This is a genomic window from Dorea sp. AM13-35 (genome assembly GCF_003473885.1).
GTDB lineage: Bacteria > Bacillota > Clostridia > Lachnospirales > Lachnospiraceae > Dorea_D > Dorea_D hominis.
Map to the genome: position 1 here is coordinate 245,507 of NZ_QUCZ01000003.1, position 13,957 is coordinate 259,463.

Genomic DNA, 13,957 nt, shown 5'->3' on the forward strand with positions numbered 1-13,957 from the left:
CATATTATAGGATTAAAATTCTATTTTTTTGTTGCAACAGTATGCAGCACCCAGTCAACAATTATATTTACAGCGTAAATTCCGTTTACAACAGACAGTCATCAACTTTCTTATATGTCTTCAGGCTGTATGCTTTCAGTACATTTCCATGGATTACATATAGACGGTCTTTAATATATATACCTCTTGTCGATAACGCATCACTTCCATAAATCTTTTCCTTCATATTACACTGAAATCCCTTTTCTTCTGTATAGCTGAATAAATAATACATTTGTCTGTTTTCTCCTCCTGCCGGGAAGCCGATTATATTTTTTCCCACGTCAATAAGCGCCGCTTTATAATCCCATTCCACATCTGTACTATAAACATCTTTCAGTGTATACTTATGTTCCTCTTTCACATTTTTTTTATCGGAAATATCAAAAATGGACAGCTTCACACCATCTGTTACATCACCTTTCTTATCTACATTCATTCCGATGCCAAGAAGCTTATCTTCTCCATAGAAATGCAGGTAATTGGAAAATCCCGGTATTTTTAAGCGCCCAAGGATCTTCGGATTCTTCGGATTAGATAAGTCTACCGAAAACAGCGGATCCGTTTCTTTATAAGTAACAAAATATCCTGTATCTCCTAAAAATCTTGCAGAATACACGCGCTCGTCTTTCGCAAGGTTTGTAATCTTTCCGGTCAGCTTTAATTTCTGATCCAGGACATAGACCGCATTTGTCTTACCTCTCGTCACAACCATGCGGAGATATCCATCGTATTCATCAATCGAAAATGAATCATTCAGATATCCTTTGAATGTCTTCTGCGCAACAACCGCCAGTTTTCCTTTTTTGTAAGATAGTTTACGGAGTAATGTCTTCTCCTGTTTTCCGTTGCCAGTCCATTCTTCTTCATAATAGTAAATATTTTTGTTGCTTACATATGCGTCTCCGCCTTCTGAAAAAATAGCTTTGCTGTCTGCGATCTTATCCGGCTGTTTCAGATTAATTGACGAAACAATTTCATACATGCATCCTTTTGTTCCTTCCGGTAAATAAATATCTTTCGCCTTCATCAGATCGCCATCCACATATGGAATATAAGTGGACGGGTGCTTTTTCTTCCATTTTTCCGCTACCCAGTAATTTGAGAAAATATACAGATACCCGTCAGAAATTCTTGAAAGCTCATACTCACCGTTCTGTGATACTTCGCCCGCTTTCTTTGGATGCTTTTTATCCTGTACATCATAAGTTACTACTCTGGTTCCTTCTGTTTGTTTACTTATTAAAGAACTCTTGGTAACATCTTCCACATAATCATCATCCGATGAATTACTGCATATCATTACCACTTTTTTATTTTTTTCTGTCAGGTAAAATTCCTCGATAGTTTCATCCTTCGGTGCCTTAATCTCACTGATTTTTTTCATATTTGTTTTCGTGTCTACGATAGAAACATAGTCTCCGCCATCCTCTAACACATAGAGATAACGACCATCCGTCTTTGCCACGTCTGCTTCATCTACACCTTCCTGACGCACATTCGTATTTGAATAATCTCCTGTCGCGTCTGCGCATGACTGTTGTTCTTTTGTGCTTCCTTTGGCGGTTTCCTCTTTCTCACTCGCTTCTATATATTTACGGATTTCTTTGTAGCTTTTTGCATAATATTTCTGGTTTTCCTGATTCCCCTTATTTACCGAACATTTCTCAACAGACTTTGCCACTACACCATCCGAAGAATCAGCGCTGTTTATCACAGCAGAATCCGATTTTACCATTCTCGTCCGATTCTGGTATACTGTGATTCCTGCCACCAATACAATACAGGCTGCTGCCGCACCCACGAACTTCCACTGTCTGCGTCTTTTTCTCCTGCGTTCTTCCCACGCACACTGTTCCAGTTTTTTCTTCATATTTTCCGGTTTCAGGCTATCCGGAACTACTATATTTTCGCTGCCCACTTCTATCTTATACAAAAGATCCTGTTCTCTTTTCTCCATATTGCACGCTCCTTTTCCCTACGCTAATATACATTCCATCTTTTCAAGTCCGCGGCTTCTCTTAGACCGTACCGTATTGGCATTCAGCTTCAGCATTTCGCCGATTTCTTTGCTGTTATATCCACCAAATACAGACAGCGCAATGATTGTCTGCTCTTCCTCAGACAAATGCAAAAATGCACGTTGCACATCTACGGATATTCCATAATCCGGATGTCCGGTTCCAAAATTATTTCTCTCCGACTCTGACGACTCCATATCCTTCTCCATACGAAACTTTCTGCTTCTATTTTGCAGTTTCTTCTTACATGTGTTCGCCAGTATTGTAAACATCCAGCTTTTAAAAGCCTTCTCATCCCGGAGTTTCCGGATGTTCTCATACCCGGAAAGTACCGCATCACTCACCGCATCCTCTGCATCCTGTTCATTTTTCATCATACACAATGCAAATCGATACAAATCTTTATAAATCTCTTCATACATCCGCGCGAACGTATCCACATCACATTTCATAAATGACCTCCCTGTTAGATACTGTTTCCATCATCGATGAATTATTTTCCACATATATTAGAGGAAAACATGTGGAAAAGTGTTGCATAAAAGTTGGAAAAAAGGTTAACGCTGAAAAGGGGACGGGGATTTTCTAGAAAATCCCCGTCCCCTTTTCAGCGTTTTTTATTCTATCCACATACTTATCCACGATAGTAGTTGATAAGACATCCTTTCAAGATAATTTCTCTCTCCGCATCTGTCATATCTCCAAGCTTCAAGCGAATCTCCTTAAGCTCATCACCGACTACATATGCCGTTACATCTGCTGCTTTCTCTTCGATCACTTTGCGGATCTCCGGCACATAGATGTAATCGCCATTCTTGAAACTTAAGTTCTTGTCATTCTCTTCTGTGAGGAATGGAAGCATACCCCAGTTGATAAGGTTGGAGCGATAACGTTTGGTTGCATATTCATTTGCAATGTTCGCCCAGCCACCAAGTACTTTCTGGCAGGATGCTGCCTGTTCTCTCGCAGAACCGTCTCCCGGTTTTACAGCGAAGATTGTACTTCCGATTCCGAGGTTGCCTTTTCCGACTTCCGGATATTTTGTATGTATCACATCCATAACTGGTTTTAATTCTTCTAATTCATCCAATGGACATTTTCCTGCTTCAATTGCTTTCTCCGCTTTCTGCACTTCTTTGGCTCTTCCAACGTAAGCCGGATCTTTTCTGGACAGTGTAAATTCTGCAAGTCCTAAAGGATTCGAACGGTAAGAAGAAGTCTCTCCGGATGGGATCAGCTCATCTGTTGTTGTTACCGGATCGTGGATCTCGGATACTACTTTCAAGAGCAGATTCTCCGGAAGTGCTGCCATTGCCGGCCAGTCTTTGATATTCGGTCCAAACTGGATCTCTACCGACGGATCGGCTACGCCCTTACTGTCAAATACACGGTTTGCATAAATCTTCTCATCGAAATGATAGGTCTGTCCTTTGTATTCGACATCCATATCTGTTGCAGGTGTCAGGAAGCCTTTGTTTGCCGCTGTTGCTGCAATTGATCTTGCGTCCATAAGTGCAACGGATGCAATCTGTCCGTTCTGTAACTTGGAACCTTCACGGTTCGGGAAGTTTCTTGTTGAGTGACGGATAGAAAATGCATTGTTTGCCGGAGTATCTCCTGCACCAAAGCAAGGTCCGCAGAATGCTGTCTTCACAATCGTTCCTGCCTCCATCAGATCTGCCACTACGCCATTCTTCACAAGTTCCATATAAATCGGTGTACTTGCCGGATATACACTGAATGTAAATGCATCTGCCCCTATGTAGTGACCTTTGATAATGTCTGCTGCCGCACAGATATTTTCAAAACCACCACCGGCACATCCTGCGATCAGTCCCTGATCTACATATAATTTACCATTTACAACCTTATCCTGCAGAGAATAATCTACTGCCCCGTCCAGGCTTACCAGTGCTTTCTGCTCTACATCATGCAAAATATCTTTTAAGTTTGCATTCACTTCATCGATTGTGTAGACATTCGATGGATGGAACGGCATCGCGATCATTGGTTTGATCTCGCTTAAGTTCACATATACCATACCATCATAGTAAGTAACTGCTCCCGGATTCAATTCTTTATACTCTCCCACTCTTCCGTGGATCTCATAAAATTCTTTGATCTTTTCATCTGTTTTCCAGATAGATGACAGACATGTCGTCTCGGTTGTCATAACATCAATGCCAATTCGGAAGTCTGCACTTAACTTTTCTACACCCGGTCCGACAAATTCCATCACTTTATTGTTTACATAGCCATTTTTAAATGTCGCTCCAATGATTGCCAGTGCCACATCCTGTGGTCCGACACCTTTCATCGGCTCTCCATCCAGATAGATTCCTACTACCTGCGGCATCTTAATATCATAAGTTTTATTCAGAAGTTGTTTTACAAGCTCCGGTCCGCCTTCACCCATTGCCATCGTTCCAAGCGCTCCGTAACGGGTATGGCTGTCCGAGCCAAGGATCATCTTACCGCCGCCTGCAAGCATTTCTCTTGCAAACTGGTGGATAACAGCCTGATGAGGCGGTACATAAACTCCGCCGTATTTCTTTGCACAAGTCAGTCCAAACATGTGGTCATCTTCATTGATTGTTCCGCCTACTGCACACAGTGAGTTATGGCAGTTTGTAAGTACATAAGGAATTGGAAAACGCTCCAGTCCTGAAGCTCTCGCTGTCTGGATAATTCCTACAAATGTAATATCATGAGAAGTCAGTTTGTCAAATTTAATCTGCAGCTGCTCCATATTGCCGGAAGTATTATGGTCTGCCAAAATATGATAAGCCATTGTCTGCTTTGCTGCTTCTTTCTGATCCGGTGTCTGTCCGGTCTTCGCTCCGACTTCTGCAGCCGATTCTACAATCTCTGTTCCGTTTAACAGATATGCGCCTCCATCGTATAATTTAATCATGTTCTGTCTGTCCTCCTAATCTTTCCTGTACTTCATATGGGCTGTTCTCTCTGACACAACCGCCCCTTTTGTTACACGCTCTTCCATTTTAGCATAGTAAAGTATAAGTGTCTAACTATTCACTGAAAAAGTACAATCCAACACAATCTGACCTTAATTAGTGATCGTCTTTTCTGTATCTTTATCAAATACATGGATTTTATCCGCATCCAGAGCAAATTTTACAATATCTCCGGTTCTTGCGGCTGTCTTCGGTGCTACTCTCGCCGTCATATTTGTTCCTTCATATTCAAAACACAGGAAAACTTCCGCTCCCACCATTTCATATACCCGGATTTTCGCTTTCAGAGCTGTATCCTGTGAACTTTCAACAAATTCCGATTCGTCATGCAGATCTTCCGGACGGATTCCAAGAACAACGGTCTTTCCATCGTATCCACCGGCTTTTAATTTCTCTGCCTTTGTTTCCGGCAGGCGAAGTTTCATTTCTCCGATCGTCAGATACACATCGTCGTCTTCCACCTGGCACACCGCATCCAGAAAATTCATCTGCGGCGATCCGATAAATCCGGCAACGAACATATTATCTGGTTCTTCGTATAATTTCTGCGGTGTGTCTACCTGCTGGATCACGCCGGCATTCATAACAACAATTCGGGTTCCCAGAGTCATCGCTTCTGTCTGATCGTGTGTAACATAAATAATCGTTGTTTCCAGACGCTGATGCAATTTAGAAATTTCAATCCGCATCTGTCCACGCAATTTTGCATCCAGATTGGATAATGGTTCATCCATCAAAAACACTTTCGGGTTGCACACGATTGCTCTTCCCATCGCTACACGCTGTCTCTGTCCTCCTGATAATGCCTTTGGTTTCCGATCAAGGAGTTGCTCCAAATCCAGGATTTTTGCAGCTTCTTTCACCATCTTATCTATCTGGTCTTTCGGCACCTTCCGAAGTTTCAGTCCAAATGCCATATTTTCATAAACTGTCATGTGCGGATATAACGCATAATTCTGAAATACCATAGCAATATCCCTGTCCTTCGGCTCTACATCATTAACAACCGTATCTCCAATTTTCAATTCTCCGGAAGTAATCTCCTCCAAACCTGCGATCATACGGAGTGTCGTGGACTTTCCGCATCCTGATGGCCCGACAAAAATCAGAAATTCTTTATCCTTTATTTCCAGATTAAAATCTTTTACCGCCTCAAATCCATTTGGATAAGTTTTGCAAATATGCTTCAATGATACTCCTGCCATCTTTCTCCCTCCTGTACAACCTGCACGCTACAGCAGTGCCTGGTAAATGTCTCTTTTGCTCACGCCACGGTCTTTTGCCACCTTTTTCATGGCGTCCTTTTTATCTATTCCCATTTTCAGGTAATGTTCCATATGGTCTTCGATGCTCATCTCTTCCCATTTTGCAGTCTCCTGCTCACGGATCTCCTGTCGGCTCTTTCCTTCCAGCACGATCACACACTCGCCCTTTGGTGCATTTTCTTCATAATAAGCAAGTGCATCTGCAAGCGTCGTCTTGAATACCGTCTCATGCTTCTTCGTCAACTCTCTGCAAATGCTGACATTCCTGTTCCCCAGTGTCTCATTTAACAATTTCAGTGTTCGCACAAGCCGGTGCGGTGCTTCGTATAAGATCATTGTTCTCGTCTCATTTTTTAACTCTTCTAATATGTCCTGACGTTCCTTTTTATCGGTGGGGAAAAATGCTTCAAATGCAAATCTTCTCGTTCCCAGTCCTGAAATGGTAAGCGCGGTGATACATGCAGCCGCTCCCGGAAGTGCCGTCACGGTCACACCCGCTTCGTGACACATTTTCACAAGCTCCTCGCCCGGATCTGAGATACCCGGTGTGCCTGCATCCGTGATAAGTGCAATATCTTCGCCTTCCAGTAATCGTCTTACAAGATAATGTCCCTTATCGATCTTATTATATTCATGATAACTCGTCATCGGTGTCTTTATTTCAAAATGATTTAGAAGCTTGATGCTGTTTCTCGTATCCTCCGCCGCGATCAAATCCACTTCGCCCAGCATCCGCACTGCACGAAATGTCATATCTTCCAGATTGCCGATCGGCGTTGCACATAAATATAAGGTTCCTGCCATCTTCTGTCTCCTTTTTTAATTATAAATTTTTAAATTGAATCCATACAATCGCTGACTGGCAATTCCAGTAAACTTCTCTATCATTCGCCCGGCAGAATCACTTATAAATGACCTGTCGCCTATTCACCTGCGTACAGTTTCAAAAGTTCTTGTGTATAACTGCCATCTTTTTCATATACGATCAACGGTGCCTCCACTGTCATTCTCGGATTACCGCCTTTTCTTCCCTCGATCAGAACCATATTTGGTTCTTTGTCCACATAAGGATATACCAGCCGCATTCTCTTCGGCTCCAGACCATAGTTACACATCTTCGTCATGATCTCCGGCAGTCTGAACGGACGATGCACCATATAAAAACGGCCTTTTACTTTCAGCACTTTCGCACTCTGAGCCAGAACATCATCCAGTGTACACAGTGCTTCATGTCTTGCAATGTACAGTGCTTCTTTTTCATTTTTCAGACCATGCTCTCCGATCATATACGGCGGATTTGTCGTAATAACATCAAAAGAGGCTGGTCCGAATTGTTCCGCCGCCTCTTTTATATCTCCTGTTACAATATCTATCTTGTCTTCCAGACTGTTATACGCTACGCTTCGCCTTGCCATATCTGCACTCTCCGGCTGGATTTCAAGCCCGGTGTAATGCTGTCCCTTATATTTTGCATGTAACAGAATCGGCAGGATGCCCGTTCCCGTTCCCAAATCCAGCGCTCTCTCATTCTTCTTTACATCTGCAAATGCAGATAAGAGCACCGCATCCATTCCGAAACAGAAGCGTCCCGGATTCTGCAATATCTTATACCCTTTGATCTGCAGATCGTCCAGCCGTTCTTCCGGTTTTTGATTAATTATCATCTAACTTAGAATCTCCACGTTTTCCTTCCAATGCCTTAAGCTCTGCCATCTCTTCTTTGGATAACTTCTGCTCTTTCTTCCGGCGTCTTGGTTTAAATTTTAATTCGGTTGCTTTGTACTCACGAATCTCTTTTTCATCATTGTCCAGCGTAACAACTACTTTTACAAGCTGACGCAGGACATTCACGGACTGTACATCCCCTCTAAGCCCTTCTGGTGTTGTCACATGATCTCCATTAGATGGTAAATGACTGTTCAGCTCTTCGTAAGTCTCTTCCTCATTCGTCAGACAGCACATCAGTCGTCCGCACACACCTGAAATCTTTGTCGGATTCAAAGAAAGATTCTGCTCTTTTGCCATCTTAATTGATACCGGCGCAAACTCTGATAAATAAGTGTGACAACATAACGGACGTCCGCAGATTCCGATTCCTCCACGGATCTTCGTCTCGTCTCTTACTCCAATCTGACGTAATTCAATTCTCGTACGGAACACACTTGCCAGATCTTTGACCAGTTCACGAAAATCGATTCTTCCATCTGCTGTAAAATAAAACAGCACTTTATTATTGTCAAATGTATACTCCGCATCAATCAGCTTCATCTCCAGACCGTGTTTGCGGATCTTCTCCAAACAAATGCCAAAAGCTTCTTTTTCTTTGTCTCTGTTCTTGGCATCCTTCTTCTTATCTTCTGCGGTTGCAATACGGATCACCGGCTTCAGTGGCTGCATGATCTTGTCATCCTCCACTTCCTTTTCTCCGGTTACAACCGTACCAAATTCTACCCCGCGGGCAGTCTCTACAATTACTTTATCTCCGGTTTGTATATTCAGCTTTCCCGGTGCAAAGAAATAGATCTTTCCCGCTGTTCTGAATCTTACACCTATTACTTTTGTCATCGTACTAATTCTCCTTTATCGTAAGGAATAAAAGCTCCATAACCAGATCGAAGTTTACATTCGCTTTCAATCTTGTCTTTGCTTTTTCCAGACTTTCTAAAATCAGTTCAATTCCCTCATAGGAACTCTTCTGTGCCTGTTCCTTAATGTATTTTATCTGGTCTTTGAATACCACTTTGTCCAGATCTTTCGTTGCTTTGTACATTAGGACATCACGGTACCAGATCATGATAATATCCAGATAATCTGTGATTTCCAGTTTGTATACAGAAATGTGGCTCACTGCATCCACAATCTCGCTTAACTCCATCTCATGAATATACTTAAGGAGCTGGATTGCCTCCTCACGGATCTCATTAAAATGATCGGAATTTGCCAGCATGATTGCTTTGCCCATGTTTCCCTGTGCAAATGCAGTACATACTTCCGCTTTGTAGTCCGGAATCTCCAGATTCTCCATCAAATATTTTTTGATCAGTTTATCTTTGATATAACGAAGCTTCAGCATAACGCATCTGGAATTGATCGTCGGAAGCAGAAGTTCCGCATTCTCTGTCAACAGTAAGATTACTGTATACTTCGGCGGTTCCTCGATTGTCTTAAGCAGGGCATTCTGTGCCTGCACTGTCATCTTGTCCGCCTCCGGGATAATATAAATCTTATATGGTCCCTGATATGGTTTGACATCGATCGTATTATTCACTTGAACACGGATATCATCTACACTGATCGTATTCGGCTTGTCATGTGTAACCGTAATAATATCCGGATGATTCCCACTCTCTGCCTGCTTGCAGGAATGACAGTGATTACACGGCTCCGGTCCGTGTTCTTCACATAGAAGTGTCATGGCAAATAATCTCGCCAACAGCTTCTTTCCCGATCCACGCTCTCCATTCAGAATATACGCATGTGAAACGCGATCCTCTGAAATTGCATTATGCAGATATTGAATAATGTCTTTGTGGCCTACCACATCTTTAAAACTTCCCATTTTGTATTTCCCCTATAATTTTTTCTAAACATTGTACCTTATCATCGTTGTAATAGCGTCGGGCGATGCCTGCCTCTTCCAGATTCTCTTCGGAAAAATCCTTCTGATCTGCCAGAAATCTCCGGCACATCTCTTCATATTTCGGCTGCTCCTGCTGCCGTTCCCGCGAAAGTGCCCGCGAAAGCCGTTCACCATCTTCCACTTCTATATAGATTGGAACCAGATTCTCTGCTCCATAGCACTTCTTCATTCCGGCATAGGACTCCAGTGTTCCGATAACCAGATAATCATATGCCGCAAGATTTATCTGTCCGTCTTCTATTGTAGCATATTTCCACGCTCCATACACGGTATCATAAGTTCTTTCTTCAATTATTTTTCCGGCTTTCTCAAATCGCTCCAGCTCTTCGTCCGTCACAAAATGATACTCTATGCCTTCTTGTTCTCCCTCCCGGATCGGGCGGGTTGTATAGAGCACCAGTGTCTTAAGCTTCGGCAGTGCTTTCAATACTTCTTTGTATAAAGTATCTTTCCCGGAAGAACTCTTGCCCATCATATAATATATTTTACCCATGTATTTCATCCTCAATACTCTCTGCATGACCGGTCTGTCCGGTTATTATCCGTATATCTTTGGACATGCATACTCTCTTCATAATTTTAACAAATCACGGAAATTATAGCAAGTTTTAATACGTTATAATAGGGTGTCGCCAGATAAGTCCTACCACACCCCAAATGTTGTTCCTTGCTGCAAAGTTCGCTTACGCCATGAATTCTTCCAGAATCTGTCGGATCAGGACATCCTTGTCCACTGACTTTTTCTCTTCTTTCTCTTCTTTTTCTGCTTTCTTTTCTTCCTTTTCCCTCAGGATATTCTCTTCCGGCGAATCCCCTTTCGACAGTTCTTTCCGGATTGGGGTAACTGTAGCGTTTGCTGCCACTATATTTTCATTTTCTGGATATTTATTTGCAAATGTCTCTGTACCTGCCGTTCCGGCTTTCTCCATCATCATATCTGTACACGTCCCCACATTTTTTTCTGCAGACATGTCCACTCCTACAACTGAACTTTCTCCATTCACTTCCATATTCTTGCTCATACTAACATCCACACTCGCTGCGACCACTTTCTCTTTCATTTTCTGGCTCTCTTCCTTCTCTTTCCGGTAAGCCTTTTCATACCGGTGCAAACAGATATTTTCCAGATAGTCAACCATATAGTTTCTTGCTACCTGCAGCTTATATTTTTCATCTGTTGTCAGATGAAAAAGAAACACAAAAATTCCTGCACCGATCCCAATTGCGCCTGTCTTAAGTACCACATCCGTCATTCCGCCATCCTGCACATACTGAAGTCCTGCTCCGGTCACTCCGCAGCAAATACATAAAACTGCCGATATCCGCTCCATTCTCCGAAGCGTATGTAAACGTATCCCCAGCACCCGGTATTCATACAGGTACTTATCCACAAAAACGCCTACATTTTCCACCTTCTCACTGATCATACAGGCATGCTCAAATTTCGCCCGCACCAGCCGGATAAACGGATGTGTACTTTTATTCATATTTCCCGCTCCATACACCAGTTTTCTGAGCGTCGCATCGACCACACATTTACTCCCGATCCCCAATGCCATAAACACTCCCGCAATTATCAGCAGCACTTGTTTTTCTACTATCATTTTCAACATAAAAAAGCCCTCCTTTTCTAAGCATTATAATTGAAATCTTAGAGGAGGGCCGAAAATTCGTTCCCCAGTATTCGACATGCATCTGTCGCATACTGTCCGATTTTCTTTTCTTATGTCACAAAATAATTTCTGACTTATTTACATAGATGTCAGCATTTCCTGTACAAGCTTGATATTACGGGCAATTGCCATCTTTTCAAACTCCGGATAGTCAACATGTGCGCTGTTGTCGGCTTTGTCCGAAATAGCACGAATAATGACATACGAAACTTTGTTCAGATATGCGGCATGCGCAATCGCAGCCCCTTCCATTTCTGTACAGTAAGCATGGAAATTATTTACAATCTTATCTTTTGCTTCCTGGCTTGCAATAAACTGATCACCGCTCGCCACCGTTCCGACAAATGTATGAATATCCGGATTTACCTTTTCATTTGCCGCTTTTGCAAGCCTGATCAGATGCTCGTCTGCCGGGAATGCCAGTGTATCCATACGCGGCACCTGTCCAATCGGATCACCAAATTCTGTCGCATCCATATCGTGATGCAGTGCTTCTTTGGACACTACAACGTCCCCGATATCAATCTTCGCGTTCAGTGATCCCGCAATTCCCGTGTTGATCAATGCGTTTACGCCGAATTTATCTACCAGAATCTGCGCACAGATTCCTGCATTTACTTTACCGATTCCACTGCGGACAATCACAACTTCCTTCCCGCATAAAACGCCTTTACAAAATGTCATAGATGCGTACTCTGTTACAGACTCGACCTGCATCGCTTCTTTTAATGCAGCGACTTCTTCTTCCATTGCTCCGATAATACCTATCATAATTTCGTTCCTCTCTTCATAATTTAAAAATAATTTTATTATAATCCTGCCTTGTATTCTGTATAAAACAGAAAATGCATACTCATACAACCTGAGATTTCAGTATAACACAGGAACGGTTAATTTTAAAAGATTTCCTGTAGCTTTTCTTTTCCAACTCTGTTATAATGCGCATTGGATACTTTCATCCACATTAATATATCAGGAGGTAATTACCATGGATTATAGACCAACCGGTGTCTGTTCCCAGTTAATTCACGTTGAACTTGACGGAACTACCATCAAAAACGTTGAATTTCTCGGCGGATGCAACGGAAATACAAAAGGACTCAGCAGTCTCGTTCGCGGAATGGATGCTAACGAAGCAATTTCCCGCTTAGAGGGAATCACCTGCGGCAGCAAAGCAACATCCTGCCCGGATCAGCTTGCACATGCGCTTCGCCAGGCATTAAACGAGAACTAGGACATCCATCCTGCTTTATTAAAAACTTAAACAGCATTTTTTTACCAGCCATTCTTCGAAAAAGACAGCATTGATTCGTTACTTTTCCGGAGGGTGGCTGGTTTTCTAAATGATATTCTCTAAATTCTGTTCGCAAGCCCACTAAGATCCAGTTTATATATTGTATTTTCCATCTTCTTCTCTTCCAAAAACATAATCATATAAATCGGCATATAAACTTTCCGTCCGACAGTCTCAACATTTCCTTCTGAGAAAATATATCCTTCTGAAATCTGATATTCCTCACATTCCAGCACGTTATTTAACGCGGAATGACGTTTATAATCTTTTCCCGATTTAATTTCCAACGGAACTACTTTTCCATCCAGTTCTATTACAAAGTCCAGTTCTCCTTGCTTTTTGCTATTAAAATAATATTCTTTATGCCCTTTTGCTAATAGTTCCTGTGCGACCATATTTTCAAATAGTGCACCATTGTTGATGGCTTTATCTTTATTTAATATCGACATTTTCACCTGATTTGAATACCGGCTTGTCAGCAATCCTACATCCGAGAAAAATAATTTGAACAGATTGCGGTTCTCGCTTATCACCAGCGGAAGCTTCGGTTCACTGATATTATATACAGGTATCGCAACTCCTGCATCTTTCAGCCACAGGAAATCATTTTCAACATCATACATGATTTCATCCATTTTTCCAACCCATTTTTGGCTATTTTCATCCACTTTTCCAACCTGTTTTTAGCTGTTTTCATCCACTTTTCTAACCTGTTTTTGACCGTTTTTATCCACTTTACAACTTTTTGCGAATTTTCCATCAAAAAAGCTGCCATTACGGCAGCTTTTTCGCTTATCTTTTCACTTGTCTTTTTTCAATTTTAGAATCTTATGCGGGGACTGCGCCGAACGCCAAGCTTCCAATAAGTCCTAACTTTGTTTGCATGCGGTTGAAAAACTCGGTAAACTGAAATATTCTCTTTCTTTTAAAAATATTATTGACAGTTTCTTCAGACGCCTTTCCACTCAGCGCCCGGCGCAGTCCCCGCATTGCACATGTTCCTTTGTTAAATTAGTTTTTGGTTTCCTTATACTTGTTTTCTTTATACTT

Annotated in this window: 13 protein-coding genes; 1 reads left to right on the forward strand and 12 read right to left on the reverse strand. The window is 42.1% G+C overall.

All coding sequences use genetic code 11. From position 1 onward, the window contains the following. Positions 1-85 precede the first annotated feature (85 nt). The 11 genes from DW152_RS05465 to DW152_RS05515 form a co-directional block, all read right to left on the reverse strand. Complete coding sequence (locus tag DW152_RS05465) at positions 86-1,999, reverse strand: beta-propeller domain-containing protein (protein ID WP_118288128.1); 1,914 nt, start codon at positions 1,997-1,999, stop codon at positions 86-88. An 18-nt stretch (positions 2,000-2,017) separates the two neighbouring features. Then, on the reverse strand, positions 2,018-2,512 hold the full coding sequence (locus DW152_RS05470) for an RNA polymerase sigma factor (RefSeq protein WP_021860426.1): 495 nt from the start codon (positions 2,510-2,512) through the stop codon (positions 2,018-2,020). 182 nt (positions 2,513-2,694) lie between these two features. Further along, on the reverse strand, positions 2,695-4,974 hold the full coding sequence (locus DW152_RS05475; protein WP_118288129.1) for a hydratase: 2,280 nt from the start codon (positions 4,972-4,974) through the stop codon (positions 2,695-2,697). Between the two features lie 153 nt (positions 4,975-5,127). Beyond that, entirely contained in the window at positions 5,128-6,240 is a 1,113-nt protein-coding gene (locus tag DW152_RS05480) for an ABC transporter ATP-binding protein (RefSeq protein ID WP_118288130.1), read from the reverse strand. Positions 6,241-6,267: 27 nt separating this feature from the next. Further along, a complete protein-coding gene (rsmI, locus tag DW152_RS05485; protein ID WP_021860429.1) occupies positions 6,268-7,104 on the reverse strand; it encodes a 16S rRNA (cytidine(1402)-2'-O)-methyltransferase in 837 nt (278 codons plus the stop codon). A 119-nt stretch (positions 7,105-7,223) separates the two neighbouring features. Then, complete coding sequence (locus DW152_RS05490; RefSeq protein WP_021860430.1) at positions 7,224-7,964, reverse strand: tRNA1(Val) (adenine(37)-N6)-methyltransferase; 741 nt, start codon at positions 7,962-7,964, stop codon at positions 7,224-7,226. Next, entirely contained in the window at positions 7,954-8,865 is a 912-nt protein-coding gene (locus DW152_RS05495; protein WP_021860431.1) for a PSP1 domain-containing protein, read from the reverse strand. Before DW152_RS05495 ends, DW152_RS05490 begins: the two co-directional genes overlap by 11 nt. A 4-nt stretch (positions 8,866-8,869) precedes the next feature. After that, the gene (gene holB / locus DW152_RS05500; protein WP_118288131.1) at positions 8,870-9,859 is read right to left on the reverse strand and encodes a DNA polymerase III subunit delta'; all 990 of its coding nucleotides are present in this window, start codon (positions 9,857-9,859) and stop codon (positions 8,870-8,872) included. After that, complete coding sequence (locus tag DW152_RS05505; protein ID WP_118288132.1) at positions 9,846-10,433, reverse strand: guanylate kinase; 588 nt, start codon at positions 10,431-10,433, stop codon at positions 9,846-9,848. The genes holB and DW152_RS05505 overlap by 14 nt, the downstream gene beginning before the upstream one ends. Before the next feature lie 190 nt (positions 10,434-10,623). Then, the gene (locus DW152_RS05510) at positions 10,624-11,553 is read right to left on the reverse strand and encodes a hypothetical protein (RefSeq protein ID WP_199663810.1); all 930 of its coding nucleotides are present in this window, start codon (positions 11,551-11,553) and stop codon (positions 10,624-10,626) included. Between the two features lie 138 nt (positions 11,554-11,691). Then, positions 11,692-12,384 carry a 5'-methylthioadenosine/adenosylhomocysteine nucleosidase gene (locus DW152_RS05515; protein ID WP_118288133.1) on the reverse strand — a complete coding sequence of 231 codons (693 nt, stop codon included), beginning with the start codon at positions 12,382-12,384 and terminating at the stop codon, positions 11,692-11,694. Positions 12,385-12,601: 217 nt separating this feature from the next. Between DW152_RS05515 and DW152_RS05520 the strand changes: the two genes are divergently transcribed. Then, positions 12,602-12,847 carry a TIGR03905 family TSCPD domain-containing protein gene (locus DW152_RS05520; protein ID WP_021860436.1) on the forward strand — a complete coding sequence of 82 codons (246 nt, stop codon included), beginning with the start codon at positions 12,602-12,604 and terminating at the stop codon, positions 12,845-12,847. A 119-nt stretch (positions 12,848-12,966) separates the two neighbouring features. On the opposite strand, the gene DW152_RS05525 is transcribed toward DW152_RS05520, so the two are convergent. Further along, complete coding sequence (locus DW152_RS05525) at positions 12,967-13,575, reverse strand: DUF4143 domain-containing protein (protein WP_243059811.1); 609 nt, start codon at positions 13,573-13,575, stop codon at positions 12,967-12,969. Positions 13,576-13,957: the final 382 nt, after the last annotated feature.

What these genes read in the sequence shown, in the direction of transcription:
- DW152_RS05465 (WP_118288128.1), bottom strand. Translation starts at nt 1,999, where the DNA reads ATGGAGAAAAGAGAACAGGATCTTTTGTATAAGATAGAAGTGGGCAGC.
- DW152_RS05470 (WP_021860426.1), bottom strand. Translation starts at nt 2,512, where the DNA reads ATGAAATGTGATGTGGATACGTTCGCGCGGATGTATGAAGAGATTTAT.
- DW152_RS05475 (WP_118288129.1), bottom strand. Translation starts at nt 4,974, where the DNA reads ATGATTAAATTATACGATGGAGGCGCATATCTGTTAAACGGAACAGAG.
- DW152_RS05480 (WP_118288130.1), bottom strand. Translation starts at nt 6,240, where the DNA reads ATGGCAGGAGTATCATTGAAGCATATTTGCAAAACTTATCCAAATGGA.
- rsmI (WP_021860429.1), bottom strand. Translation starts at nt 7,104, where the DNA reads ATGGCAGGAACCTTATATTTATGTGCAACGCCGATCGGCAATCTGGAA.
- DW152_RS05490 (WP_021860430.1), bottom strand. Translation starts at nt 7,964, where the DNA reads ATGATAATTAATCAAAAACCGGAAGAACGGCTGGACGATCTGCAGATC.
- DW152_RS05495 (WP_021860431.1), bottom strand. Translation starts at nt 8,865, where the DNA reads ATGACAAAAGTAATAGGTGTAAGATTCAGAACAGCGGGAAAGATCTAT.
- holB (WP_118288131.1), bottom strand. Translation starts at nt 9,859, where the DNA reads ATGGGAAGTTTTAAAGATGTGGTAGGCCACAAAGACATTATTCAATAT.
- DW152_RS05505 (WP_118288132.1), bottom strand. Translation starts at nt 10,433, where the DNA reads ATGGGTAAAATATATTATATGATGGGCAAGAGTTCTTCCGGGAAAGAT.
- DW152_RS05510 (WP_199663810.1), bottom strand. Translation starts at nt 11,553, where the DNA reads ATGTTGAAAATGATAGTAGAAAAACAAGTGCTGCTGATAATTGCGGGA.
- DW152_RS05515 (WP_118288133.1), bottom strand. Translation starts at nt 12,384, where the DNA reads ATGATAGGTATTATCGGAGCAATGGAAGAAGAAGTCGCTGCATTAAAA.
- DW152_RS05520 (WP_021860436.1), top strand. Translation starts at nt 12,602, where the DNA reads ATGGATTATAGACCAACCGGTGTCTGTTCCCAGTTAATTCACGTTGAA.